The 26180-nt window shown below is 69.4% G+C and carries 22 protein-coding genes and 2 pseudogenes; 14 read left to right on the forward strand and 10 right to left on the reverse strand.

Features of this window, described 5'->3' with window-relative positions; translation table 11 throughout:
* Window positions 1-106 precede the first annotated feature (106 nt).
* Window positions 107-754: a nitroreductase family protein gene (locus ACJ512_RS05610; protein WP_407686627.1), complete on the forward strand. Its 648-nt coding sequence runs from the start codon at window positions 107-109 to the stop codon at window positions 752-754.
* 59 nt (window positions 755-813) lie between these two features.
* Here the strand turns inward: ACJ512_RS05610 and ACJ512_RS05615 are convergent, their stop codons facing one another.
* Window positions 814-1278, reverse strand: a complete 465-nt coding sequence (locus tag ACJ512_RS05615; protein ID WP_407686628.1) for a tRNA (cytidine(34)-2'-O)-methyltransferase — start codon at window positions 1276-1278, stop codon at window positions 814-816.
* Between the two features lie 1150 nt (window positions 1279-2428).
* On the opposite strand from ACJ512_RS05615, the gene ACJ512_RS05620 reads away from it, so the two are divergent.
* From ACJ512_RS05620 to ACJ512_RS05645, 6 genes and pseudogenes are all read left to right on the forward strand, one after another.
* Entirely contained in the window at window positions 2429-2743 is a 315-nt protein-coding gene (locus ACJ512_RS05620) for a hypothetical protein (RefSeq protein WP_407686629.1), read from the forward strand.
* 761 nt (window positions 2744-3504) lie between these two features.
* Window positions 3505-6240 (forward strand): ATP-binding protein, encoded by a 2736-nt coding sequence (locus ACJ512_RS05625; RefSeq protein ID WP_407686630.1) that lies wholly within the window; start codon window positions 3505-3507, stop codon window positions 6238-6240.
* Window positions 6237-6635: a serine protease inhibitor gene (locus tag ACJ512_RS05630; protein ID WP_407686631.1), complete on the forward strand. Its 399-nt coding sequence runs from the start codon at window positions 6237-6239 to the stop codon at window positions 6633-6635. Before ACJ512_RS05625 ends, ACJ512_RS05630 begins: the two co-directional genes overlap by 4 nt.
* Before the next feature lie 6 nt (window positions 6636-6641).
* On the forward strand, window positions 6642-7013 hold the full coding sequence (locus ACJ512_RS05635; RefSeq protein WP_407686632.1) for a DUF742 domain-containing protein: 372 nt from the start codon (window positions 6642-6644) through the stop codon (window positions 7011-7013).
* Window positions 6994-7581 (forward strand): GTP-binding protein, encoded by a 588-nt coding sequence (locus ACJ512_RS05640; protein WP_369740282.1) that lies wholly within the window; start codon window positions 6994-6996, stop codon window positions 7579-7581. The genes ACJ512_RS05635 and ACJ512_RS05640 overlap by 20 nt, the downstream gene beginning before the upstream one ends.
* Window positions 7578-7936: pseudogene (locus ACJ512_RS05645) on the forward strand (pentapeptide repeat-containing protein); the annotation flags it as partial. The gene ACJ512_RS05640 and the pseudogene ACJ512_RS05645, both read left to right, overlap by 4 nt.
* Window positions 7937-8001: 65 nt before the next feature.
* Here the strand turns inward: ACJ512_RS05645 and ACJ512_RS05650 are convergent.
* From ACJ512_RS05650 to ACJ512_RS05660, 3 genes are all read right to left on the reverse strand, one after another.
* Window positions 8002-10461, reverse strand: a complete 2460-nt coding sequence (locus ACJ512_RS05650) for an ATP-binding cassette domain-containing protein (protein ID WP_407686633.1) — start codon at window positions 10459-10461, stop codon at window positions 8002-8004.
* 37 nt (window positions 10462-10498) lie between these two features.
* On the reverse strand, window positions 10499-13171 hold the full coding sequence (locus tag ACJ512_RS05655) for an ATP-binding cassette domain-containing protein (RefSeq protein WP_461479989.1): 2673 nt from the start codon (window positions 13169-13171) through the stop codon (window positions 10499-10501).
* Between the two features lie 84 nt (window positions 13172-13255).
* A complete protein-coding gene (locus tag ACJ512_RS05660; RefSeq protein WP_407689620.1) occupies window positions 13256-14464 on the reverse strand; it encodes an NADH:flavin oxidoreductase in 1209 nt (402 codons plus the stop codon).
* A 39-nt stretch (window positions 14465-14503) separates the two neighbouring features.
* On the opposite strand from ACJ512_RS05660, the gene ACJ512_RS05665 reads away from it, so the two are divergent.
* Both ACJ512_RS05665 and ACJ512_RS05670 read left to right on the forward strand, forming a co-directional pair.
* A complete protein-coding gene (locus ACJ512_RS05665; protein WP_407689621.1) occupies window positions 14504-15349 on the forward strand; it encodes a bifunctional methylenetetrahydrofolate dehydrogenase/methenyltetrahydrofolate cyclohydrolase in 846 nt (281 codons plus the stop codon).
* Complete coding sequence (locus ACJ512_RS05670; protein WP_407689622.1) at window positions 15346-15627, forward strand: DUF3017 domain-containing protein; 282 nt, start codon at window positions 15346-15348, stop codon at window positions 15625-15627. Before ACJ512_RS05665 ends, ACJ512_RS05670 begins: the two co-directional genes overlap by 4 nt.
* Here ACJ512_RS05670 and ACJ512_RS05675 read toward each other — a convergent pair.
* On the reverse strand, window positions 15624-16064 hold the full coding sequence (locus tag ACJ512_RS05675) for a DUF732 domain-containing protein (protein WP_407689623.1): 441 nt from the start codon (window positions 16062-16064) through the stop codon (window positions 15624-15626). The two genes, ACJ512_RS05670 and ACJ512_RS05675, sit on opposite strands and share 4 nt — an antisense overlap.
* A 292-nt stretch (window positions 16065-16356) precedes the next feature.
* Here ACJ512_RS05675 and ACJ512_RS05680 point away from each other — a divergent pair, with 292 nt between their 5' ends.
* Together ACJ512_RS05680 and ACJ512_RS05685 are read left to right on the forward strand one after the other, a co-directional pair.
* Complete coding sequence (locus ACJ512_RS05680; protein WP_407689624.1) at window positions 16357-17790, forward strand: FAD-dependent oxidoreductase; 1434 nt, start codon at window positions 16357-16359, stop codon at window positions 17788-17790.
* An 80-nt stretch (window positions 17791-17870) separates the two neighbouring features.
* Entirely contained in the window at window positions 17871-19157 is a 1287-nt protein-coding gene (locus ACJ512_RS05685; protein WP_461479990.1) for an HNH endonuclease signature motif containing protein, read from the forward strand.
* 91 nt (window positions 19158-19248) lie between these two features.
* On the opposite strand, the gene ACJ512_RS05690 is transcribed toward ACJ512_RS05685, so the two are convergent.
* Window positions 19249-20688, reverse strand: coding sequence for an ISNCY family transposase (locus ACJ512_RS05690; protein WP_407685852.1), 1440 nt, complete (start codon window positions 20686-20688; stop codon window positions 19249-19251).
* Between the two features lie 204 nt (window positions 20689-20892).
* Here ACJ512_RS05690 and ACJ512_RS05695 point away from each other — a divergent pair, with 204 nt between their 5' ends.
* The 3 genes from ACJ512_RS05695 to ACJ512_RS05705 all read left to right on the forward strand — a co-directional run bounded on the left by ACJ512_RS05695 (window position 20893) and on the right by ACJ512_RS05705 (window position 24362).
* Entirely contained in the window at window positions 20893-22287 is a 1395-nt protein-coding gene (locus tag ACJ512_RS05695; protein WP_407685856.1) for a recombinase family protein, read from the forward strand.
* A 37-nt stretch (window positions 22288-22324) separates the two neighbouring features.
* Window positions 22325-23296, forward strand: coding sequence for a homing endonuclease associated repeat-containing protein (locus ACJ512_RS05700; protein WP_407685851.1), 972 nt, complete (start codon window positions 22325-22327; stop codon window positions 23294-23296).
* Between the two features lie 241 nt (window positions 23297-23537).
* Complete coding sequence (locus ACJ512_RS05705; protein ID WP_407685850.1) at window positions 23538-24362, forward strand: hypothetical protein; 825 nt, start codon at window positions 23538-23540, stop codon at window positions 24360-24362.
* On the opposite strand, the gene ACJ512_RS05710 is transcribed toward ACJ512_RS05705, so the two are convergent.
* From ACJ512_RS05710 to ACJ512_RS05725, 4 genes and pseudogenes are all read right to left on the reverse strand, one after another.
* Window positions 24328-24567 (reverse strand): hypothetical protein, encoded by a 240-nt coding sequence (locus ACJ512_RS05710; RefSeq protein ID WP_407685849.1) that lies wholly within the window; start codon window positions 24565-24567, stop codon window positions 24328-24330. The two genes, ACJ512_RS05705 and ACJ512_RS05710, sit on opposite strands and share 35 nt — an antisense overlap.
* A gap of 38 nt (window positions 24568-24605) precedes the next feature.
* On the reverse strand, window positions 24606-25040 hold the full coding sequence (locus ACJ512_RS05715) for a LexA family transcriptional regulator (protein ID WP_407685848.1): 435 nt from the start codon (window positions 25038-25040) through the stop codon (window positions 24606-24608).
* 63 nt (window positions 25041-25103) lie between these two features.
* Window positions 25104-25727 (reverse strand): annotated as a pseudogene (locus tag ACJ512_RS05720) (phage terminase large subunit family protein); the annotation flags it as partial.
* Window positions 25694-26038: a hypothetical protein gene (locus ACJ512_RS05725; protein ID WP_407685857.1), complete on the reverse strand. Its 345-nt coding sequence runs from the start codon at window positions 26036-26038 to the stop codon at window positions 25694-25696. The gene ACJ512_RS05725 and the pseudogene ACJ512_RS05720, both read right to left, overlap by 34 nt.
* Window positions 26039-26180: the final 142 nt, after the last annotated feature.

Genomic DNA, 26180 nt, shown 5'->3' on the forward strand with positions numbered 1-26180 from the left:
CCGCGAGGGTGCGCAGAATGCCGCCGAACCCCGGCGTGTCGCGTACAGGCGCGCACGCTCGGCGGGGCTCGGCGGGGGTCGGGGCCCCGACGGTAGTCTCCGCACCATGACCTTGAACCTGTCCGTCGACGAACTCCTCACGACCACCCGCTCGGTCCGCAAACGCCTCGACTTCGACAAGCCGGTGTCCCACGAGGTGCTGATGGAATGCCTCGAACTGGCGCTGCAGGCGCCCACCGGCTCCAACGCGCAGGGCTGGCAGTGGCTGTTCGTCGAGGACGCCGACAAGAAGAAGGCGATCGCCGACATCTACCTCGCCAACGCCCGCGACTACCTCAGCCTGCCCGCCGCCGAATACCCCGAGGGCGACACCCGCGGCGAGCGGATGGGCAAGGTCAGGGATTCGGCGATGTACCTCGCCGAGCACATGCACGAGGCGCCGGTGCTGCTGATCCCCTGCCTGGAGGGCAAGGTGGACAAGGCGCCGCTCGGCCTGAGCGCGTCGTTCTGGGCGTCGCTGTTCCCCGCCGCGTGGAGCTTCTGCCTGGCGCTGCGCTCGCGGGGCCTGGGCACCTGCTGGACGACGCTGCACCTGATCAACGACGGCGACAAGCGCGCCGCCGAGGTGCTCGGCATCCCGCACGAGAAGTACAGCCAGGGCGGACTGTTCCCGATCGCCTACACCAAGGGCACCGACTTCCGGCCGGCCAAGCGGCTGCCGGCCGACCAGGTCACCCACTGGGACACCTGGTAACTCAGGGTCTGATTGCCCGGCTCCTCCCCGGCCCGTGCACGGGCCGTATCGTCGCCGGGCTACCCGCCCCCGAGGTAGCCGTGCTGGCGCCACGCCTCGTACGCGGCGACGGCCGCGGCGTTGGACAGGTTCAGGGAGCGCCGGCCCGCCAGCATGGGGATGCGCACCTGCGCGGTGATGTGCGAGTCGGCCAGGGTCTGCGCGTCCAGCCCGGTGGGTTCGGGGCCGAACATCAGGACGTCCCCGGCCCGGTATCCGACGTCGGCGAACGAGGTGGGCGCCTGCGCGGTGAACGCGAACACCCGGACCGGCATCAGCGCGTCCCACGCGGCCGGCAGCGACGCGTGCACGGTGACCGACGCCAGGTCGTGGTAGTCCAGGCCGGCGCGCCGCAGTTGCGGTTCGGACAGGTCGAAGCCCAGCGGCTCGACCAGATGCAGCTCGCACCCGGTGGCGGCCGCCGTGCGGATGGCGTTGCCCGTGTTCGGCGGGATGCGCGGGGAAACGAACATCAACTTGAACACAGCTTGCTACCTCCCGGTATGCGAGTCCTTGGCAGGTTACGTCTATCGGGTGGTGCGGCGAGCACGGTACGACTCTCGTCTCGTGCCCGGAGTCGATGGACCTCAGCTCGTGGCTGGCCGAGGGGGAGCGTGCGGCCATCGGCGAACGACAACGGTCGTCGCGGTCCAAGCTCAGGCAATCCCCCCGATGGCCCGGGGGTAAGCCGCCATACGGTCACCGGGCCGTCCAGCACGAGGGCTGTCCGAGGCCCGCCCCCTTGCCGGCGTGGGCTTCTGCTACGGGTGTGAGGCTCCGTTCATCACGACCGGGGCGGCATGAAATATGAACGGCACCAATACGTTTAGCGGAACTACCGGTGTCGCAGCCAAAGAGCACACGATGATCCCAGCCGAGGACCCTGGAGGAGTGATAGAGCACGAGCCCCCGGAAGAGGTCGAGGATCTTCAAGGCCGGGAAAGTGCTTGGTTTCCGGGAGACTCCCGAGAGGCTGAACTACGCGAAACCGCAACCGCGATCGACGAGCTGACCGGAGCTGCTGGCGTGCCCGGCCGGCCACGGCCAGGGAACGGCCAGGGAACGGCCTACGTAAGCAGCTGGACGCGGTGGACGCTCGATTGGCCGAGCTAGATCTACAGGAGAGGCGAGAGCGTCCGCGTGGATCCGGGAACACCATTTCCGTTGGCATCACGGGGGTCTCGGGGGAATGCTCCGGGTCTAACTTCGGAGCATTCCACAGCAGCATCTATCTCCCATACGAGCTTCGCGAGAACCTCGGCGGTTCCTGGCGATGGCGTAGCCGATTATCGCTTTACGACGTGCACGCCGCCCGTACGGATCGTCCTGTCGCCGTGTGTCATTGGTGTGCCGGGCAGCAGATCTGCTCGGCCGCCACATCACCGGGCCCGGGCACGCGTGGCATGTGCGGCACCGATGCCGCCCAAGCCGCGCTCGGCCAGCGCGCTCGGCCAGCGCGCCCGGCGGGCGTAACGGAACCGCGAGAATCCGCTGCTGTTTCCGTATTCGAAGCCGGAGTCTGTAGTGCGCGCGATCGACAAGGAGCTTGTATGCTTAGCCCTCTGATAACGCTTCGCATTGGGTTCCTATCTCCATGACGGACCGCCACGGAGCACCACCAGGAGGACCGGTCGGATGGAAACACAGCAGTCGATCAATCCAACTAACTTCGAGATGCGTACGGGTCTCCTGAAATCTGTTGGCAAGACCCGCCATCGGATCGTCATTGCTGCTGGCGTGTTGGCTTTCGCGGGGCTGATGACGACCGGCATGGGCATCAGCAACGCCGATCCCGAACAGGTGGGGGGCGACTATCCGAGTGAGGGGGACTGTCAGGAAGCCGGCCCGGGTGCCATGGCCGCAACGCCCGGGGACTGGACCAAGTTCTGGTGTATTCCGGATCCTACGGGGCGTACCGGTACCGTATGGCGCTTGGTTCTGGGGAACTGAAGTGAAAACGACCCACCGGCTGGGCCCGCACGGCCCGGTGAGCTGACCGCGCCTTCGGGGGCGGTACACCGGCAAAGCGCCGCTGTCATCTCCGCGCTCGCGGCGCAACCGTCTCCTGGTGGCGCGGGTGTTGACGACCCTAAAACCCGTACCCGGTGGGGCAGCCGCTTTGCCGCCCCGAGGGCCCGGCAGCACCCGAGACTTCGCGTATGACGAAATGCATCACCGCGAACTTGTCCCGCCGTCGAACCACGATCCCCGGCCGCTGCGATTAGAGGGACGCAACTGCGCGCTGAGGCGGATGTGGGGACCCGAACAGCTCAGCAGTTTTCCGCAGGCAACGATGGTGGCGGCCTGTGCGACGGTGTACCGGACCTTTCGCCCGCGGAGGGCAACGACCGAGCCGAAGATTTACTCGCCGGTTGAGCGATTGAGGCAATAGCCATGCATAGTCCGATGTTCGGGGAAACGAACAGCGGTCGGAACATGGGGTGATCACGGCAAAGCCGCGTGCCCGGACACGCGCCGCGGGTTTGCCGCTGCGGCCCGCCGCAGTGCGGGGCCGGCCCCCGGGGCTGTGTCTGCTCAGTAACGATTCTGGTGACCTGGGCCGTGGGCTGTCATACTCGTCGGATTGCCACGTGCATACCGCTCGCGCCCTCTGCGCGCGGCGGGTGGAATAAAGCAGGAAGTTTCATGAGCCTCTGGTTTGTATTGGCGCCGAACGCGAGCGCAGCGGCCGGTCACGCGGCCGCACCCGCGTGACCATGTTCACCCGCCCGGCCCACCTGGCCGCGGCGGCGCCGTCCGGGCCGGCCCTGGCCCCCGCCCCCGGCGGGCATCACGCGAAACGCCCGCCGGCCTGGTCGCTGGGCAACTGGCCGGTCCGCTGGAAGGTCCTGGCGATCGTGCTGGTGCCGCTGATGTTGGCGACCGTCTTCGGCGTGCTGCGCGTCCACGGTGCGATGGCCAACTCCGGTGAGCTCAAGCTGGCCGCCGCCCGCGCCGACGTGCTGCCGGCGGTCACCAAATACATGTCGGCCATGGACGTCGCGCTGCTGGCCGGTTCCACCGGCCGCGACGTCGAAGGCGCCAAGAAGAACTACGAGGCCCGCAAGTACGAACTGCAGCAGCGGCTGGCGGACACCGACGTCACCCCCGACGTCCGGTCGGGGGTCGACACGCTGCTCAACGCCGGTGAGGCGCTGCTGGACAAGGTGGCAGACAACAGCATCGGTCTGCGGGAGCGGATCACGACCTACGCCCCGATCCTGTTGACGGCCGAGGACGTCATCAATGCCTCGGTGCGCGTCGACGACCAGCGGATCCGCTCCGAGACCCAGGGCCTGAGCCGAGCGGTCGGGGCCCGCGGGCAGATGACGATGCAGAAGATCCTGGTCACCCGGGGAGCGGACCTGCCCGAGCCGGCGCTGCGGACGGCGATGATAACCCTGGCCGGCACCGAACCGTCGACGCTGTTCGGGATGAGCCAGGTGCTCGGTGTCGGCTCGCCCGACGCCAAGGCGCTGCAGCAGCAGATGGTGACCCGGATGACGATCATGTCGGATCCGGCCAGCGTGCTCGTCGACAACCCGGACCTGCTGCGCTCGATCCAGACCACCGACGACGTCGCCGGCCAGATCATCGAGGGCACGACGGCCGCGATCACCAAGTCGGTGCGCGCCCAGGCCGCCGACCGGCACGACGCCGCGGTCCTGGACGCCGTCCTGGTGGCGGCCGCGATCGTGATCGCGCTGATCGTCGTCCTGCTGGAGGCGCGCGCGCTCGTCGTGCCGCTGCGGGCGCTGCGCGACGGCGCGCTCAAAGTCGCCCACACCGACCTCGAGGAGGAGGTGGCCCTGGTCAAGGCGGGTGGCGCCGAACCGGTCCCGCAGCCGCTGCCGGTGTACACCACCGAGGAGATCGGTCAGGTCGCGCACGCGGTCGACGAGCTGCACACCCGGGCGCTGCTGCTCGCCGGCGACGAGGCGCGGCTGCGGTTGCTGGTCAACGACATGTTCGAGACCATGTCGCGGCGCAGCCGTTCCCTGGTCGACCAGCAGCTGTCGCTGATCGACCGGCTGGAGCGCAACGAGCGGGATCCCGAACGCCTGGACAGCCTGTTCCGGCTGGACCACCTGGCGGCCCGGCTGCGCCGCAACAGCGCCAACCTGCTGGTGCTTGCCGGTGCGCAGCTCGGCCGCGACCAGCGCGAACCGGTGCCGCTGTCGACGGTGGTCAACGCCGCGGTGTCCGAGGTGGAGGACTACCGGCGGGTCGAGATCCTCGGGTTGCCCGACTGCGCGCTGGGCGGTGCGGTGGCCGGCGGGGTCATCCACCTGTTCGCCGAGCTGATCGACAACGCGCTGAGCTACTCTCCGCCGGCGACGCCGGTCCGGGTCTCCGGCACGCCCGGCGGCGACGGCGGCGTGCTACTGCGGATCGCCGACGCGGGCCTGGGCATGAGCGACGCCGACCGGCGCATCGCCAACACGAGGCTGCAGGAGGGCGGCGACGTCACTCCCGACCCCACTCCCGACAATGCCCGGCACATGGGGCTGTTCGTGGTGGGCCGGATCGCCGCCCGGCACGGGATCCGGGTCGGGCTGCGGGGCCCGGCGGGCCAGGAGGTCGGATCCGGCACGACGGCCGAGATCTACCTGCCGCCGACCGTGCTCGACGGTGTGGCGCCGGCCGCGGTGGAGGCGGCCGGGTCGTGGGCGCCGCCGTTGTTCGCACCGGGCGCCGAACCCCCCGGCCCGCAGGCGGAGCCCGAGCCCGAGCCGGCGCCCCGCAACGGGTCCGGCCCCACGGTGACGCTGTTGCCGCGCCGCGACCCGGGCTCGAGCGGCATCACCGACGTCCCCGCCCCGCCGGCGCCGGAACTGCCCAGGCGCGGCCGCCGCGAGCTGGCCACGCCGTGGTGGGAGGGCGGCGCGCAGGCCGAGCCGGACGCCCCGAAAGCCCCCGAAACCCCGAAAGTCCCCGAAGCCCCCGAGGCCCCGGCCGTGTCGGACACCTCGGCGTTCTTCGCGGCCCGCCCCCGGGAGCCGCGTGACCGTCCGACACCACCGGTCGCCAAGCCCGCGCCCCAGGCCGGCCCGGCCGACGACGACGTGATCTACCGGCGGATGCTCTCGGAGATGCTGGGCGACCCGCACGACCTGGTCAACAGCCCGGACCTGGACTGGCAGTCGGTGTGGGACCGCGGCTGGTCGCTGGCCGCCGAGGCCGAGGACAAGCCGGTCGAGGCGCGCACCGCAGAGCACGGGTTGCCGGTCCGCACGCCCGGGGCCCGGCTGGTGCCCGGCGCGGCGGACGACGCCGCCCATCGCGATGCCCACCAGGACGCCGACGACGAGCGGCCCGGCAACGGCGCGGCGCACCCGGCGCGCGACCCCGAGGCGGTTCGCGCGTCGTTCAGCAGCCACTTCGGCGGGGTGCGCACGGGGCGGACGCACGCCCGCGAAACGAGCAACGGAACGGATCAACCATGACGTCGGGGGGTAGTTCGCTGGACTGGCTGGTGACGAAGTTCGCCCGCGACGTCCCCGGGGTGGCGCATGCGCTGCTGGTATCCGTCGACGGGCTGCCCATCGCCGCCAGCGAGCACCTGCCGCGGGAGCGCGCCGACCAGTTGGCGGCGGTGGCCTCGGGGCTGGCCAGCCTCGCGACCGGGGCCGCGCAGCTGTTCGAGGGCGGGCAGGTGCTGCAGTCGGTGGTCGAGATGCAGAACGGCTATCTGCTGCTGATGCGGGTCGGCGACGGCTCCCATCTGGCCACGCTGGCCGCGACGTCCTGCGACATCGGCCAGATCGGCTACGAGATGGCCATCCTGGTCGAGCGCGTCGGCAGCGTCGTGCAGTCCACCCGCCGGTCCAGCGTGTCGTGATCCGCGATGGAACCCGAGCCCTGGCCGTCCCCGCCTAAGGCGAGCCTGGTCCGGCCCTACACGCTGACGGCCGGGCGCACCGACACCGACGTCGACCTCCCGCTGGAAGCGCCGATACAGACGCTGCAGGCCGGCGTCGCCCCCCAGTGGCCACCCGAGGATCCGAAAGGCAAGATCATCCAGTTGTGCATCGCCAACCCGTCGGTCGCCGAAATCGCGGCCCGGCTCGATCTGCCGGTCGGTGTCGCGCGCGTCCTGGTCGGCGATCTGGTCCTGTCCGGCTACCTTCAGGTGCACGAGACGTTGACCGAACGTTCGACCCGCGATGAGCGCCACGAGCTCATAGGAAGGACCCTGCGTGGCTTACGAGCACTCTGACGCCCGCCCGGACGGCGGAGCGCACGCCTCGACGAAGATCGTCGTCGCGGGCGGGTTCGGCGCCGGTAAGACGACGTTCGTCGGCGCGGTGTCCGAGATCATGCCGCTGCGCACCGAGGCGATGCTCACCGACGCCTCTGCCGGCGTGGACGCGCTCGAGGCCACCCCGGACAAGCGGACCACCACCGTCGCGATGGACTTCGGCCGCATCACCCTCGACGAGGACCTGGTGCTCTACCTGTTCGGCACCCCGGGGCAGCGGCGGTTCTGGTTCATGTGGGACGACCTGGTGCGCGGCGCGATCGGGGCGATCGTGCTCGTCGACGTGCGGCGCCTGCAGGACAGCTTCGCCGCGGTCGACTTCTTCGAGCACCGCAAACTGCCGTTCCTGGTCGCGGTCAACGAGTTCGAGGGCGCACCCCGCTACCCCGCCGGCGAAGTGCGCGAGGCGCTGGCCCTGCCCCCACACATCCCGGTGATCACCGTCGACGCCCGCGACCGCCGCTCGGCCACCGACGCGCTGATCGCCGTCAGCGAGTACGCGCTGGAAAGCCTGGCCGCGAGCTGAGCGCGCCGCAGCCCTGGGCCGACCGCCACTTCGAGGGCCGGGACTTCCGCGACGAGGACCTCAGCCGGCTGCGCACCGAACGGGTCGTGTTCACCGGCTGCGACTTCAGCGGCGCGAACCTGGGCGAGTCGGGCACCGCGGGTCGGCGTTTCGCAACTGCACGTTCCGGCGGACCGTGCTGCGGCACGCGACGTTCGCCCGGTGCAGCATGCTCGGCTCGGTCTTCGAGCAGTGCCGGATGCGCGGTCGCGTTCGACGAGGTGGACTTCACGTTCGCGGTGCTCGGCGGCTTTGAACCCAAGGGGACCTGCGCGGCCTCGACCTGAGCGGCTGCCGGCTGCGGGAGACCAGCCTGGCGTTCGCGCTGGCGCACGGGCTGCGGCTGGACGCCGCCCCGACCTGGTTAGTCCGAACTTCGGGCTAGTGCCGGAGCCGGATGCGCCACCGCACGATCGCCGCGTAGATCACCGTCAGTGCGCCCAGCATCGCCATGTCGAACAGCCAGGCGCCCGGGGTGTGCCGCCAGTGGCTGTCATGGGGCACCAGCGTCCCGGGCACCAGCGCGTCCACATTCACCGTCGACGCCGACGCCGCGTAGCCCCACCGCGCGGGCACCGCCCACGACACCTGGTCCAGCACGATCCGGCCGGTGACCGGGATCAAACCACCGGCCAGCACGAGCTGCAGCATCAGCGAGACCACCAGCAGCGGCATGATCTGCTCGTTGGAGCGCACCAGCGACGACAGCACCAGCCCGAGGATCGCCGAGGCCACGCACGTCGCGGCGACGGTGACGAACAGCTCGAAGCTCGGATCCCCGAGCAACACCGCCCCCTGGGTGGGCGCCCCCTTGCCGGCGATGACGATGCCCGTCGCGATCGCCGCCTGCACGACCGCGAAGACGCAGAACACGACCATCTTGGCGCCCAGGTAGGCCCCCGTCGACAGGCCGACCGCCTGTTCCCGCCTGAAGATGGGGCGCTCGCCGATCAGGTCGCGGATGGTCAGCGCGGTGCCCATGAAGACGGCCGCGATCGACAGCAGCGTCAGGATCTGCGCCGACTCGTCGGGTGTGTCGCTGGTCGGCGCGGCCGCGCCGAACCCGGTGTCGCCCGGCACCGTCAGCGACAGCCCGCCCATGACGAACGGCAGCAGCGCCAGGAACAGGAAGTAGGCGCGGTCGGCGATGACCAGCCGGACCTGGCGGCGGGTGACCGTGGAGAGCTGGCGGCGCACGCTGGTGTGCGCGGGGGCGCCCAGGTCTGCCGGCGCGGCCGGGGCCGGTGGGGGCTGCTTCTGCGCGTCCTTCTGGGCCAGGAAGCGCCGGTTGGCCTCCTCGGGGTCGGCGCCCACCTTGGCGAAGATGTGGGCCCAGTTGTTGGTGCCCATGACGTCGCCGATCCCGCCGGGCGGGCCCAGGAAGGCGGTCCTGCCGCCGGGCGCCAGCAGCAGCACCTGGTCGCAGACGTCGAGGTAGGTCAGCGAGTGGGTGACCACCAGCACCACCCGGCCGGCGTCGGCCAGCTGGCGCAGCATCGTCATCACCTGCAGGTCCAGCGCCGGGTCCAGCCCCGACGTCGGCTCGTCGAGGATCAGCAGCGACGGCCCGGTGAGCAGCTCGAGCGCCACCGAGGCGCGTTTGCGCTGCCCGCCCGACAGCTTGTCGACGCGGGTGTCGGCGTGCTGGGTCATCCCGAGCTCTTCGAGCACCTGCGCGACCACCTGCTCCCGGTCGGCCTTGCTGGTGTCGGGCGGCAGCCGCAGCTCGGCCGCGTAGCCCAGGGCCTGGTTGACCGTCAGCTGGCGGTGCACGACGTCGTCCTGCGGGACCATCCCGATCCTGGTGCGCAGCGACGCGTACTCGGTGTGGATGTCGTGGCCCTCGAAGGTGACCGAACCCGAAGTGGGCGTGGCATAGCCGGCGATCAGCCGCGACAGGGTGGTCTTGCCGGCACCGGACCCGCCGATGATGGCGGTCAGCGTGCCCGGCCGGGCGGTCATCGAGACCCCCTCGAGCAGGTTCTTGCCCTCGACACGGAAGTTGATGTCCCGCACCTCCAGGCCGCCGGTGCTCGTGGCCGCCTCCTGGCGGCGCACGAGGACGCCGTCGCTGAACACCAGGTCGACGTTGCCGATCGTGACCACGTCGCCCTCGGCGAGCACGGCGGAGCCGACCCTGATCCCGTTGACGAAGGTCCCGTTGATGCTGTTGGCATCACGTATCTCGGTGCCGAGCGGCGTCGGCGCCAGGAACGCGTGGTGGCGTGAGGCCAGCACGTCGTGGATGACGATGTCGTTGTCCAGCGACCGCCCGATCCAGGCGGGGCTGCCCGCCGGGGGACGGGCACCGTCGTCGGTCCCCAGTGAGCGGACGCGGGTGGTCGGGAACTCGGCCACCTCCCCGGTGACGCCGATCTGGGTCGGGGGGTCGGGGTCGGGCGGCGGGGGGACCGGGATGGCGGTGGTGCGCTGCGGGTCGTGGGGCGGGTGCCGGCGCCAGCTGCGGGTCGGGGGGTCGGGAACGGCGATGGGGATCGACTCCGTCGGCGGCGCGAGGCCGACGGCGCCGTCGTGGTGTCCGACCTGAAACGTGAGCCGCGGCCCGTCGGGCTTGCCGATGTTGACGGCCTGCCCGTCGTGGATCTCGGCCGTCGGCACCCGCTGGCCGTTGACGAACATCCCGTTCAGCGAGTTGTTGTCGACGGCCGTCCACCTGCCCTCGGCGAAGCGCAGCAACAGGTGCGCGCGGGCGATCAGCGGGTGCGCCACGCGCAAGTCGGCGCGCACGTCGTTCCCCACGACCACGTCGCGGCCCGGGGCGAAGCTGCTCTGCGCTTTGTCGGTCCGAACCGTGAGCACGGGCTGCGCGGGTCGAGTCATCAGTCCAGATTAATGACGGCCGCGCCGGTGCCGGGTTTCAGCGCTTCAGGCGGATGTGCCACCGGATGAAGCCCGCGTAGGCCACCGACAACGCCGCCAGCATGAACATGTCGAACACCAGAATGTGCTTGGAGTGCTGCCAGATCGGGTCGTTGGTCGGGATCTGCTTGACCTTGACCAGCGCCGGGAAGTCGATCGACGACGCGCCCGCGGCGTAGCCCCAGCGGGCCGGGGTCACCCACGCGAGCTGCTCGAGCCCGAAACGCCCGTACACCGGGATCATGCCGCCGGAGAGCACCAGTTGGGACATGATCGACACCACCAGCATCGGCATGATCTGCTCGTTGGACTGCGCCAGCGCCGACAACAGCAGCCCGAGCATCGCCGACGCGACACAGGTGCCGGCGACGGTGACGAACAGCGAGAAGGTGGAGTTGCCCAGGAACAGGGCCGGCTCGGTGGGGGCGCCCTTGCCGATCCGCACGATCAACGTGGCCACCGCGGCCTGGCCGGTCGCGAACACGGAGAAGACGGCGATCTTGGCCAGCAGGTAGGCGTTGGTGGACAGGCCCACCGCCTGTTCCCGCTTGAAGATCGGGCGCTCGCCGATCAGGTCGCGGATGGTCAGCGCCGTGCCCATGAAGACGGCGCCGATGTTGAGCAGCACCATGATGTACTGCGGCTGCGTGGGCGCGGCGCCGAGCGGATTGGCCGGCCCGAGGCCGGGGTTGGACCCCTTCACCGTCAGCGACAAGCCGCCGATCAGGAACGGCAGCACCGCCAGGAAGATCGTGTACCCCCGGTCGGATACAACCAGCCGCACCTGTCGGCGGGCGATCGTGGACAGCTGCCGCCACAGATCCGTCTTGGGTGGCTCGCCCAGGTCCGCCGGGCTCTGCGGCGACGGTGGTCGCTGCGTATGGTCGTCGCGCTCCTTGAAGCGGCGGTTGGCTTCGTCGGGGTCGGCGCCCACGTTGGCGAAGATGTCGGCCCAGTTGCGGGTCCCCATCGCGGCCTCGACCTGGTCGGGCGGGCCGCAGAACGCGGTCTTGCCGCCGGGTGCGACCAGCAGGATCTGGTCGCAGACCTCCAGGTAGGACACCGAGTGTGTGACCACCAGCACCACGCGGCCCGCGTCCGCGAGTTGGCGCAACATGAGCATGACCTGACGGTCCAGCGCCGGGTCCAGGCCCGAGGTGGGCTCGTCGAGCAGCAGCAGCGACGGCTGCGTGAGGAGCTCGAGGGCCACCGAGGCCCGCTTGCGCTGGCCGCCCGAGAGCTTGTCGACGCGGGTGTCGGCGTGCTTGGTCATGTCGAGTTCTTCAAGCACCTGCGCGACAATCTGCGCCCGCTCCTCTTTGCTGGTGTCGGGCGGCAGGCGCAGTTCGGCGGCGTAGTTGAGGGCCTGGTTGACGGTCAGCTGGCGGTGCACGACGTCGTCCTGCGGGACCATCCCGATTCGGCTACGCATGTTCGCGTATTCCTTGTGGATGTCGTGCCCCTCGAAGCACACCGTGCCCGAGCTGGGGCTGGTGTACCCGACGATCAGCCGCGACAGCGTGGTCTTGCCCGCGCCGGAACCACCGATGATGGCCGTCAGCGTCCCGGGACGGGCCGTCAGCGAGATGTGGTCGATCAGTTGTTTGCCGTGCTCGACGCTGAAGCAGACCGAGTTCACCTCCAGGCCACCGGTGCGCGTCGCGGCCTCGGTGCGCCGCACCAGGGTGTCGCGGGTGAACACCAGGTCGACGTTGCCGATGGTGACCACGTCGCCTTCGGTCAGCACCGCCGACCCGACGCGGACGCCGTTGACGAACGTCCCGTTGACGCTGTGCGCGTCGCGGATCTCGGTGCCCAGCGGGGTCTGGATCATGAACGCGTGGTGGCGGGAGGCCAGGACGTCCTGGATGACGATCTCGTTGTCGGTGGCGCGGCCGATCGTGATCGCGCCGGCCGGCTTCTGCAGCGACCCGGACCGCGACGGCATCAACGCCTGCATCATCTTCGTCGCGAGGTTCGCCACCTCGGGTTCTTTGGCGGCGCTGGGCGCCGACATCTGGGTCGGCGGCGAGGACTGCGAGGACGCCCGCGGCCCCGGCGCGGGGATGTGCGGGTGCGGTTGGTAGTTGCCCGGCGGTGGCGGCGGGCTCGCCGGCGGTGGCGGCGGATGCGGTCGCGGTCCGGCCGCGACCGGAGGGCGCATGGGTTGGCCGTGCGGTGGTGGCGGGCCCGGATGCGGTCGCGGCGGGGGTCCCGGCGGCCGGACGGGCGGCGGCCCGGACGGGCCCGGGGGAGCGGGCGGGGCGCCGGGCGACGCGGACCAGCCCCCGCCCAAGGACTGGGTCGCGCTGGCCGGCAGCCGCATCGACTCGTTTTCGGGGGGGCGTCCGGCCATGCCCTGGTGCCGGCCGACCTCGAACCTCAGCTGCGGCCCGTCGGGGTTTCCGATGTTGACGCACTGGCCGTCGTGGATGTCGACGACGGGAACGCGCCGGCCGTTGACGAAGGTGCCGTTGAGCGAACCGTTGTCGATCGCCAGCCACCGGCCCTGGTCGTAGCGGAGCAGCAGGTGGGCCCGCGAGATGAGCGGATGGGTGATCCGCATGTCGGCCCGCAGGTCGCGCCCGACCACCACGTCGTGGCCCGCCGCGAAGGTGCCTTCACCTCCGTCGTAGCGGACGGTCAGGACTGGCGGGGCTGGTGCACTCATCGAACCAACTTTATCTGGTGCAACGAAGGTCCTCGTCGGGCCCGAGCCCCCGCCTTCCCGCACGCACCCCGGCGGCGCGGATCGTCAGCGGGCTGAATCGGGAGCGCCGGTGACCACGCAGTACGTCCGACTGTAGATGGTGGCCATACACTGATTGCAGTGTGTGCAGGCCGAATGCACGCTGTGCCGGTCACCGTCGGCGGCGATCCGGTTGATCAGATCGGGCTCGGCGAGCAGGGCCCGGCCCATCGCGACGAACTGGAACCCCTCGGCCATCGCCAGATCCATCGTCTCCCGGTTGGTGATGCCGCCGAGCAGGATCAGCGGCATCGTCAGCTCGGCCCGGAACAGCTTGGCGTGGCGCAACAGGTAGGCCTCGCGATAGGGGTACTCGCGCAGGAACTTCTTGCCCGTCATGCGCATGCCCCAGCTCAGCGGCGGCTTGAAGGCGGCGGCGAACTGCTTGAGCGGTGCGTCGCCGTGGAACAGGTACATGGGGTTGACCAGCGAGCTGCCCGCGGTCAGCTCGATCGCGTCCAGCCCGCCGTCGTCCTGCAGCCATTTGGCGGTGGTCAGCGCCTCCTCGGTGCTGATGCCGCCGCGGACGCCGTCGGTCATGTTGAGCTTGGCGGTGACCGCGATCCGGCCCGCCCCGCGCATGTCGACCGCGCGCCGCACGGCCATCACCAGCCCGCGGGCCACCTTGGCCCGGTTCTCCAGCGATCCGCCGAACTCGTCGTCGCGGCGGTTGATCAGCGGAGACAGGAAGGCGCTCGCCAGATAGTTGTGGCCCAGGTGGATCTCGACCGCGTCGAAGCCGGCGTCGATGGCCAGCAGCGCGGCGTTGGCGTGCGCGGCGGTCACGTCGTCGATGTCGTCGCGGGTCGCCTTCCTGGCGAACCGCATCCCGATGGGATTGAAGAACCGCACCGGCGCCAGCGCGGTGGCCTTGTTGGACTTGGCGTTGGCGACGGGGCCGGCGTGGCCGATCTGCGCGCTCACCGCCGCCCCCTCGGCGTGCACCGCGTCGGTGAGCCGGCGCAGCCCGGGCACCGCCTCCGGGCGCATCCAGAGTCCGTTGCCCTCGGTGCGGCCGCCGGGGGAGACCGCGCAGTAGGCGACGGTCGTCATGCCGACCCCGCCCGCGGCGGGCAGGCGGTGGTATTCGATCAGGTCGTCGGACACCAACCCGTTGGGCGTGCGCGCTTCGAACGTGGCGGACTTGATGGTGCGGTTACGCAGCGTCACCGGACCCAGCTTGGCCGAGGCGAACACGTCGGGAGGGGTAGACATGCGAGGAGCCTAAACCCGTCGCGTGCCAGACTGTGAGGCGTGGGCGCAATCACACTGGACGGCAAGGTCACCCGCGACGAGATCTTCGTCGACCTGAAGCAGCGGGTGGCCGCGTTGACCGCGGCGGGTCGCACCCCGGGGCTGGGCACCATCCTGGTCGGTGACGACCCGGGGTCGCAGGCCTACGTGCGCGGCAAGCACTCCGACTGCGCCAAGGTCGGCATCACCTCGATCCGCCGCGATCTGCCCGCCGACACCAGCACCGCCACGCTGCACGCCACCATCGACGAGCTCAACGCCAACCCCGAATGCACCGGTTACATCGTGCAGTTGCCGCTGCCCCGGCATCTGGACGAGAACGCGGCGCTGGAGCGCATCGACCCGGCCAAGGACGCCGACGGGCTGCACCCCACGAACCTGGGCCGCCTGGTGCTCAGCACCCCTGCGCCGCTGCCGTGCACCGCGCGGGGCATCGTGCACCTGTTGCGGCGCTACGGGGTCGAGATCGCCGGGGCGCACGTCGTCGTCATCGGTCGCGGTGTGACGGTCGGCCGGCCGTTGGGGCTGTTGCTGACGCGCCGTTCCGAGAACGCCACGGTGACGTTGTGCCACACCGGAACTCGCGACCTGTTCGCCTTTACCAAGCAGGCCGACATCATCGTGGCCGCCGCCGGTGTCCCGCACATGCTGACCGCCGACATGGTGCGTCCCGGCGCCGCGGTGGTCGACGTGGGGGTCAGCCGCACCGCGGACGGCCTGGTGGGCGACGTGCATCCGGATGTCTGGGAGGTGGCCGGCCACGTGTCGCCCAACCCGGGCGGAGTCGGCCCCCTGACGCGCGCGTTTCTGCTGACCAACGTCGTCGAGCTGGCCGAGCGGCAATGAACGGCCGGGCCGTGCTGCGGGCCCAGTGGCCGATACTGCTGGTGGGGGTGATCTTCGCCACGGCTTTCGCGTTGGCGGGGGCCGACTTCTGGCGGCGCGGTTCGTTGCTGATCGGCATCGGCGTCGGCGTGGCCGCGATGCTGCGGTTGGCGCTGCCCGACGACCGGGCCGGCCTCTTGGTGGTGCGCAGCAAGGGCGTCGACTTCGTGACCACCGCGACAGTCGGGGCCGCGATGGTCTACATCGCCTGGACCATCGACCCGCTGGGTACCGGTTAGGCTCCCGGCAGCGCGGGCAGGCCCGGCATGCCCGGGACCTGCGGCAAGCCGCCGGTCAGGTTGCCGTTGGCGATCGACGCGATCTCCTCGGGGCAGTACGTCTGGATCGCGATGGTGGTGAACAGCTGCGCCATCTGCGGGGACATGCCCCCGCCCCGGACCCGCGCCGCCGCCGCGGCGAAGTTCCCGCCCGGCTCCGCGAGCATCGGGCAGATGGACTGGCCCACGCCGATCGCGTTTCCGGGCTCACCGAAGTTGATCCCGGCGTGGTTCAGCGCGTCGATGAAGCCGTCGTCGGTCGTCCAGTCGGCCTCGGCGGGTGCCGCGAGGGCCGCCGCCGCGGTGACGACGGCGGCCGCACCGGCCAGCAGCCGAATGCTCAGGGGCTGATGACGGAACATCCAGATCCAATCGTGAGTGCGTGCCATTGGTTTCAAGACAGCTTCCCCGTCTGTCGTGAGTGCTCCTCCGGCACTCGGATCACCCCGAAAACTTTGGCCTATGCCGGTCACATCGAGGATACGGTGGGATAAAGCTTCGCACACTATGCCGTTTCGCGCGCGCCCCCCGCCCGCGGCATCGGTTAGCGGGCTACGATCCGCGGGCTCGTGGGCGGCGGGCGGCGGACACATCGACGCCACACTGTGATCCGACACGCGCCGCGGCGCGGAGTTTTCCCGCTGCAGATGTTCCAGAATCCGGCCCATGACGACGAATCGAAGCCGTCCGTTGGACCATGCGATCTCGCGCCAGGCGTTCCTACGCGGTGCCGTCGGGATGTTGGCGACGGGGGCGGCGTTCGGCACCGCGCGGGCGGCTGCGGACCCGGCCGGCGGGTGGGGCGGCCTGGCGGCCTCCATCGGCGGCAAGGTGCTGCTGCCGGGCAACGGTGCTCAATTCGCGACAGCCAAGCAGGTTTTCAATTCGTTCTACAGCAATTCGAACCCGGCCGCGGTGGTTGCGGTGTCGTCGCAGGCGGACGTGCAGCGGGCGGCCGCCTTCGCGACGGCCAACAGGCTCCAGATCGCCCCGCGGGCCGGCGGGCATTCCTATATCGGTGCCTCGACCGCCGGCAATGCGATGGTGCTCGACCTGCGGGGCCTTCCCGGCGGGGCGCAGCTGAACGGCGGCAACGTGACGGTGACCCCGGCGACCAATCTGGCCGCCTTGCAGCAGGCTTGCGCCGGCGCCGGCCGGGCGGTCCCGGTCGGCACCTGTCCGACGGTCGGCATCGGGGGGTCCGCGCTCGGCGGCGGCATCGGTGCGGACACGCGGCGCGCCGGCCTCACGTGCGACACCCTGCAGTCGGCCACGGTCGTGCTGCCGAGCGGCGACGTGGTCACCGCCTCGGCGAGCGACCACCCCGATCTGTTCTGGGCGCTGCGCGGGGGCGGCGGCGGCAACTTCGGCGTGACGACGGCGATGACGTTCGCGACGTTCGCCGCCGACTCCACCGACGTGGTGCGACTCGACTTTCCGTCGTCGTCGGCGGTGCAGGTGCTGTCCGGCTGGCAGTCCTGGCTGGCTGCCGCCGACCGGAACACCTGGGGCCGTGTCGATCTCGCCATCGGGTCGTCGCAGACGAACTGCCAGATCCTGGCCACCTGCCCCGCGGGCACCGCGGCCTCGGTGGCGAACGCGATCAAGTCCGCGGTCGGCGTGCAACCCAGTGGCGCGCAGAACACGACGATGACACACCTGGACCTGGCGACGTATCTCGCCGGCGGCAGCTCGGCGTCGTCGCCCCGCGGGTTCGTCGCCGGATCGGACGTGATCTCGACGGTGAACGCCGCCGCGGCACATGCGATTGCCACCGCCATCGGCCAGTGGCCCGCGGCGGCCGGGAAGGCCTCCGTGCTCATCGACCCCCTGGGGGGCGCGGCCGGCGACCTGGCGCCGGGCGATACGGCCTTCCCGTGGCGCAAGCAGTCCGCGGTGCTGCAGTGGTACGCCGAACCCGGCGCCAACCAGGTGCCGGCCGCGACGAAATGGCTGGCCGCCGCACACCAAGCGGTGCAACCGTATTCGGTCGGCGGCTACGTCAACTACCTGGAGGCCAACACCCCGGCGTCGCGCTACTTCGGTTCCAACCTGTCGCAGCTGTCCACCGTGCGGCAGAAGTACGACCCGAATCGGGTCATGTTGTCGGGGTTGACCTTCTGACACCAAAAAACTTGCGTCACTTTGGTTTCTGTGGTCACATTCCGGGGTTTCTTGTCGGTGGGTGCGCATAGTTTCGGGGTGTGAGTGTTGATCGGGAGGAGTTGGGTGCGGCGTTCGACGCGCTCGACGCCGACCTGGACACGCTGCTGGGGTTCGACTGCGATGCGTTGACCACCCCGGAGTTACTGGCCTGGCTGGGCCGGGTGGAAAAGGTGCGCCGGCGCCTGCCCGCCCTCGAGCATGCGGTGATCAACACCCTGGCCCACCAAGCCACCCCGGAGGAGTTGGGCGGCAAACTCTCCCACGCCATCGCCGAGGCCACCCTGATCTCGCGCGCTGCAGCCAACCGGCGGGTGCGCGAAGCCGCCGATCTGGGCCCCCGCCACGGGCTGACGGGGGAACCCCTACCCCCGGTGCTGGCCGAGACCGCTTTGCGTCAGCGCCAGGGCACGCTCGGTTGCGAACACGTCACCGTGATCCGCCACTTCTGCCACCAGCTGCCCGGCTGGGTCGACCAACCCACCCGCGACCGCGCCGAAGCCGACCTGGCCCGCCACGGCACCCACATCCGCCCCGAACAACTCGGCACACTGGCCGAGCGACTCGACAACGCCCTCAACCCCGACGGCAACTACACCGACGCCGACCGGGCACGCCGGCGTGGGCTGATCCTGGGCGCCCAGGGCCCCGACAAAATGTCGCACCTGAGCGGCTGGATCACCCCCGAACTGCGCGCCACCCTCGAAGCGGCGTGGGCCAAACTCGCCGCGCCGGGCATGTGCAACAACCTCGACGAGCAGCCCCGCGTGGACGGCACCCCCACCCAGGACGCCATCGACAAAGATGCCCGCGGCCCCGCCCAACGCCAACACGACGGCCTGCTCGCCGCGCTGCGCGCGATGCTGGCCTCCGGGGAGTTGGGTAAGCACAACGGGCTGCCCGCCGCCATCATCGCCACCACCACCCTGGCCGAACTCGAAGCCGCCGCCGGACAAGCTCTCACCGGCGGGGGCACCATCTTGCCGATGAGCGATGTCATCCGCCTGGCCCGCCACTCCCATCATTACCTGGCGATCTTCGACAAGGGCAAGGCCCTGGCCCTCTACCACACGAAGCGGTTGGCCTCACCCGCGCAGCGAATCGTGTTGTACGCCAAGGACCGCGGCTGCAGCGCCCCGGGCTGCACCGTGGGCGGCTACTACTGCGAAGTCCACCACGTCATCCCCTACGCGAAATCCGGCACCACCGGCATCGACGACCTCACCTTCGGCTGCGGCGGCCACCACCCCATCACCGAAAAAGGCTGGACCACCCGCAAAAACAGCAACGGCGACACCGATAAGAAACACTGCCGACAAACGCTATAGTTACTTCGACCTGAAAAACCCCCGCGTGTGGTGAGCGGGTGTGCGGGCTGTGCCCAATTTGGCGTATGTATGTTTGCTTCGGCGGTGTCGATTACGCGGCGAGGGCGCTGATCTTGACCAGGTTGTGGGTCAGGATTCCATGTCCGGCCCAGATCCGGGCGCCCTCGGTGTTGTCGATGCGGGTTCGATCCCAGCCGTAGCCGCGTTTGAGGGTGCTGATACGGCCTTCACAGCCAGTGCGCCACTTGATGGTTCGCCGAAACGCGGGTCGGTGTTCTTCTTCGCGCCGGGCTTGGGAGGGTTTGCCCTTGCGGGGTATCACGACGGTGCGCACACCGAGGTCGTGCAGGGCGTCTTCGACGCGTTTCTCGCCGTAGCCGCGGTCTGCGGTGACGGTGCGTGGTGTGCGCCCGGTGCGGGTGGTGACCCGCGCGATCGCCGGTGCCAACTGGGGGGCGTCGGGCGGGTTGCCCATGTCGACGGTGTGGTCGAGCACGACGCCGTCGTCGTTGTCGGTGACCTGGGCCTTGTAGCCGAACTCGACCGGTCGCCCGAGGCGGCCCTTGGCGATCGGGCGGGCATCGTCGTCGTGCAGGCTGACCCGCCGGGTGGCGCCCTCGGGGGTCTGTCCGGAAACCCGTTGGCTGGTCTGCGCGGCGATCTGCCGGGTCGCGGCCAGCAGTTTCTGCAGGTCGTTGACCGCGCGCACGAGCCGGCCCCGCCGCCGGCCGGCCACTGCGTCGCGCCCACCTTGAGCACGCAGCGCGGCGGCTTTGGCTTCGGCTCGGCGCACCGCCCGCTTGGCGTTGACCAGCAGTCGCTCGGCGTCCCGCACGGCGGTCTGCGCCAACCCGGCCAGCTCACCGGTGCTCCTGAGCACCGCGGCGGTGGCCTCGTCGCGGCCCAGTGCGGTGCGAGAGCGCAGCTTGGCCGCGACCGCGTGAGCGCGCTTACCCGCCGCGCGGGAGCGATCCCGCACCCGGGTGCGTACCGCACCGCCGGCGGCCTGGATCCGCTTGCTGGTTGTTGCGATCCGCCGTATCGCCTTGGCTAAAAGCCCCGAGTCGGTGGGATAAGCCACGTTCGCCGGAACCACCGTCGTGTCGGCCCGTACTCGGTTGGTGCGCAGCACCTTCGCCTCGGCCGCCTTGGCCAACAGGGCTTCGTTGAGCCCGTCCACCGCCGCCGACCCGCAGCGTGTGGTCAGCTTCATCAGCGTCGTCGGATGCGGGACCGCCACCTCCAGCGGGATCCGGCAGAACATCCGCCACGTGATCGAGTCCGAGACCTCCCGGCACAGGCTTTCGTAGCCCAGCCGATAGCGAAACTTCAAGAACATCAACCGCAGATAGGTCTCCATCGGCGTCGACGGCCGACCGATCCGCAGGTCGAAGTACGGCATAAACGGTGTGAAGAACGTCGGATCGTCCAACAGCGCATCCACCCGCGCCAACTCCTCGGGAAGTCGCCGCACCTCCTCCGGCAGTAACGACTCCCACAACGACGGCTGATCACCTACAGTACGAAACACGATGGCCTCAATCCCTTCCGCAATAAGGGCTTTGAGGCCATCTTTCCAGCTCAGCACCGCCAACCCGCGGATCAACCCACCGACTTTTTCAGGTCGAAGTAGTTAGCGCGTGACCGCAACCGCCGCCGCCGCTCCGACCTCCGCAACGCCGCCAGCAGCAAAGCGAAACGCCCACGGGTCCAAGAGGATTCACGCCGGGCTGCGATCTACGCCCGCGTCAGCATGGACCGCAACGGCGAGGCCAGCAGCGTCAGCCAGCAGGAGGACGCCGCCCGCGACCTGATCGACCAGCGCTGCTGTACGCTGGTCGGGGTCTACGTCGACAACTCGATCACCGGCACCGGCAAGAAACACCGCCCCGAGTTCTACGCGATGCTGGCCGCCGTTCAGCGCGGCGAGATCGACGCCATCGTGGCCCGGCACATGGACCGCATCGCCCGCAACGCCCGCGAGCGGCTGCTGCTGGTCGAGGCGTGCCGCGAGCACGGCGTCATCATCGCCCTGGTGCAGGGTTCTGACATGGACCCGACGACGGCCTCCGGGCGCATGATCATCGACGTGCTCGGCAGCGTCGCCGAGATGGAGGTCGCCATCAAGTCCGAGCGCCACGTCGCCGCGCTGCAGCGGCATGCCCTGGCCGGAAAGGTGCCGCACGGCCCCCGACCGCTGGGCTACTCCACCATCGGCAAGATCGTGCGCTCCGAGGCCAAGATCGTCACCGACATCTTCACGCGGTTCTACGCCGGGGAGTCACTGCGCTCGCTGGTGCGGCTGCTCGACGACACGAAGGTGCCCACCCGCAGCGGCAGGCCGTGGAACACCCGCACGGTGCGCGACATCCTGACCAACCCCCGCTACGCCGGATGGGCGGTGTATCGCGGCGAGATCGCAACCGACAACGACGGCAACCGGGTTCGGGGGCAGTGGAAGCAGCTGGTCTCCGAGGAGGTGTTCGACGTCATCGCGGCCCGGCTCGCTGACCCGGCCCGCAAGAGCAACCGCGTCGGCACCGACCGCCGCTACCTCGGGTCGGGCCTGTACCTGTGCGCCGCCCGACTGGACTCCGGCGAAGAGTGCGACCGGCCGGTGCAGACCGTCAACGGCGGCAAGTACTTCTGCGCGGGCCACCTCACCCGCGAACACCGCCATGTCGATGCGTTCGTGCTCGACGTGATTGCCGAGCGGTTGGCGGCCAAGGACTTCGAGAAGCTGCTCGCCCCCGACGAGGCCCACACCAAGCCGATCACCGACAAGGCGAAGACGCTGCGGGCGCGGCTGGTCAAGATCGACAACGAGTACGACGACGGCATCATCGACGGCCCCCGCTGGCGCTCGGCCAAACAGAAGGTGCAGGCCGAGCTGACCACGCTCGACGCGCAGCTCGCCACCCTCCGTGGCGGCGCGGCGCTGGGGGCGGTGGTGGCGGCACCCGACCCGACCCAGGCGTTCCGCGAGGCGTCCCTGATGGCGCAACGGGTGGTCATCGACGCGCTATGCACCGTGCGGCTGCGGCGACAACCCAGGGGCCGGTTGAAGCGGAACCGGGAGGGCCGCGAGGTTATCGACCCGGCCACCGTCGATATCACCTGGAAGCGGTGATGGAAGCGGAATCGTCTGCCGAGGTCACTACGATCCTGTGGATGATCTCTCCCGCCCGCTCATGATCGGAGAGCCCGCCGTGACTTCAGTGCCTGACCCGTCTCAGATCGTCCCTCGATTTGAGCTTGACCGGCTGATCTCATATGACCACGACAGTCTGGTCGCTGAGCTTCGTCGGGTCGCGGATTTGTGCAGCGGCGAACGGCTCAGTCGGAATACCTTCGACCGATATTCCCGTGTCAGTTCCAGCACCCTCGTTCGCCGATTCGGCGGATGGAAAGAAGCCCTTGACGTCATTGGTCGTGGCGAACTGTACGGCGGCAAGCTCGTCAGCGCCAAGATGCGGCAGCAAGTCGGTAAGAGCCTCACGGAGGAGGACATCATCTGTGAGTTGAAGCGCCTCGCCGCCGAGAACAGCACCACCGTAGTCAGGTTCAAAGATCTCAAGCGGTCGCCGCTACTGTCCCCACGGGTAGTCGTCAGCCGCTTTGGCACATGGAAGGCTGCCGTCGAGGCGGCGGGGCTCACATTGTCGAACATGGGTCGCCGGTGGTCGGACGCCGACTATTTCGAGAACCTACTCGCAGTCTGGACCCACTACGGTCGCCCGCCTCGGTACAGGGAGATGGACCGAGCCCCATCACGCATCACAAGCGGGGCGTACGAGCGCAAGTTCGGTACCTGGGGCCGGGCCAAAGTGGCATTCGTTGAGCGGGTCAACACCGACATCGCCATTGACCAGAAGACAGAAGCAAGCACGAAGTCGGGGCCGATCCGAGCGGTGCCCCGGCAGGAGGACCAGCGGCAAATCTCGATTGGTCTGCGCTACCAAGTCCTGCGGCGAGACAGGTTTCGTTGCGTGCTGTGCGGACGCTCACCAGCAACAGACCTCGGTTGCCAGCTACATGTCGACCACACGATCGCGTTCTCCCGAGGCGGCAAGACCCGGATCGACAACTTGCGTACGCTCTGCGCCGACTGCAACGTCGGCAAAGGTGACCGGGACTGAGTTATCCACAAGAGATCCGCTGGGTTTGTCGGTACCGCGACTTACCATCAGGAGCGGCAGCTTCATACGAACTGCCGCCAGAGACGCCGAGGCCCCGCCGGAGCGGACTCCGACAGGGCTCGAACGTGTATTGGCGAATACCACCGACAGCCTAGAGGGTGAACGACCCCGCGTAGTAGGGATCGGTCACATTCGGGGTCGATCCGGTCTGGTCGCGGCGATGCACCCAGGAGGTCGAACCTTGCCCGATGAACCGCCGCTACGCCGCTCCGTCCTTGACTTCTGCAAGCACTACGGGCTCAACCGGAACCAGTACTTCACCGCCCGATCCAAGGCCAAGGTCAGGGCCAAGGACTGGGGCACGCTGCTATCGGCCAACGACGAGAAGGCCCTGCTGCGGTATATAAGCGCGGCGAAGCAGAACGATCAGATGATGCGGCGGATCCGGGAGCAGCCGACGGTGACTAAGCAGTTCGTGCATCCGCCCAAGTCGCCCATCGACTACGAAGCGGAGATCAGCCGAATTTCGGACAAACTTGCGAAGTGGCGAAAGGTGCTGGTCGAGTTTGCAAAGGGCCACGTCGCCGATCCCAACGGGCGATGCAAACGCTGCCATGAGGAAGCCCCCTGCCAAACTAAGCGGACGATGAACCGGCTCGACAACGAGCTGGTCGAGCACGTTGCGGTCGCCGACTCCGGTGACGCAGCAGATCAGCCCGTACCCGAGGTGGCGCCTGAGCGGACACTCAGACAGCTGCGCGATGCCTGCAATCGCTGTATGCGGGCGCTGACTGATTTGACGATCGACCACATGCTCGAAGACAGGAGGGGCCGTTGCACTCAGTGCCGTGTCTCGGCGCCGTGTGACATCAAGAAGGCAGTAACGCGAATCAACCGGGGCATTGCCCACCAGATCGAGAAGTTCGCGTCGATGGACGACGAAGAACTCGAAGTGGCTCTTGGGGACGCCGACGGGTGGACTACTACCAGGACGAGGACGATTGGGAAGCGATGTGACGGTCAGCTAGGTGCTACGGGCCGACGAATCGGCGCGCAGCGGCTGTAGGGCCGTGGACTGCGGCGATCCCGTCGTCACCCGGCAGGGTCTGGTCGAAGTACTCGGCAACGGCGGGTAGCAGCTCGCGCAGCACCAACTCCGGGTCGACGCCGATTCTCGCGGCAACGGCCTCGTAGCCAGCCCCGCCATAATTCTCATCGCATATCTGGACCGCCGCCCGGAGACCGGCGGCGAGTTCGTCGGGTGTGATCATGCCCGCCAGTATGCGTCGAGGCACCGACAAGACGGGTTCTAGCCCGAGATGATGTTGCCGCCCGCTCCGCCAAGCGCACCGATGGCTACCTGGGACAGCGCGCCGGTCAGCCAGAGCCCGATCTTCTCAGCGCGGCTTCGCTCCTCGTCGGGGCGCGTGTTGTCAGCGGCAACGGCCTCGAACGCGGCGATCAGCCGATCCAATTGCCCCTCGGGGGTGGGCCATTGTCCGGCGATCCGCAGCGCTGCGCTCGTAGGAGCGCCGACAATGATGAATTGCTTCTGGGCGCTACCCAGAGGTTCCTCGAAGTACGGTTCGGTGTACAGGGCGCGGAGCGCACGCTCGACGGTGTCCTGATCGAAGCCGACTCTCCTGGCAACCTCGGTCACGCGGGGACCGCGGCCGGTCTCCTCGAACAGCTCTACGACAGCCTTCAGTACGGGCAGGTCGCGATTTGTCCACGTGTCAGTCATGGGTGCGAGTATGCCCCTGCGCACCGACAAAGGCGGGTATGTCAGGCCCCGGTTCAGCGGGGGTCACCCGATCCGCTGCCGCAGCCAGCCCTCCATGGAAGTGACCGCCGCGCGGCCGGTCAGCGAGCGGCCCAACGACCCCTGCGGCACACCGAAGGTCATTGACTGACCGGCGGCGTGGACGAGCACGTCATGCGCCACGACGAGGGCGGCCAGGCTGTCGGGCTGGTGCTGCCCGGCCTGCCACGTCACCGCCGCCGCCTCGAAGTCGGGCAGGTACCCGGCGAGCCTGACGGTGCCCGTTTCGAGGCCCTGCAGCAGGGCCGAGCTGCGCGCAACGCTGTCGCCGCCGCCCCGGCCCGAGCCCTTCGGCGGCCAGGCGGTCACCCGGATCGGGCGGTCGATCTTGTAGCGGCTCAAGGCTTCCTTGACGACGCGGGTGTACGTCTCGCGGGCGGCGAACGCCTCGACGGCGATCTCCGACGCGCCCACGTCGACCGCCAGCTCGACCGCCGCCCGCGCCCAGGCGTCCGAGGTCATCGGGGCCGACTGGTCGGCGATGACGGCGACGACGCCCTCGGCGGTCATGCTGGCGGCGACGATCCCGCAGCTATCGCCGCTGCCGCTGTCGGACGGGTCGACCCCGACCACGGTCAGTACGGGCCGCTGGGGTGCTGCGGGCAACCGCGAAGCACGGCCTTGATGCGTTCGGCCTGCTCGGCGGTCAGCGGCGGGGCCTCGTCGACCAGCCGCTTGATTGCGGCCCGGTACGGGTCGAGCAGGTGCCCGTGGTCGAGGAGCCAGGCGACGGCCTCGTCCCGGTCGTAGACGTACCGCCGCTGGTCGAGTTGGTAGGCGGGCAGGCCCTCGCCCACCAACTCCTGGATGCGCGACTGCGGGATGCCTGTTTCGAGGCTGAGCTGCCCCGAGGTAAGGAATGGCGCGGGCCGCAAGTTCGGCAGGGTCTTCGGTTTCTTCGCCGTGGTTGTGCTGGGCATGGTGCGGAACTCCGATGTGATCGGTCGGTTCCGCACACTCCCCCGAGCCGGGTTGCCCTGCGCCACCCTCGGGATTCGCGTGCGTGGACATCTACCGATGCCCGGCTGAAGCTGCGCGTACCGCCCGCCGCGCCCATCGGGG

Origin of the sequence: Mycobacterium cajalii (assembly GCF_045809005.2) — a bacterium.
In the GTDB taxonomy this organism is placed as follows: domain Bacteria; phylum Actinomycetota; class Actinomycetes; order Mycobacteriales; family Mycobacteriaceae; genus Mycobacterium.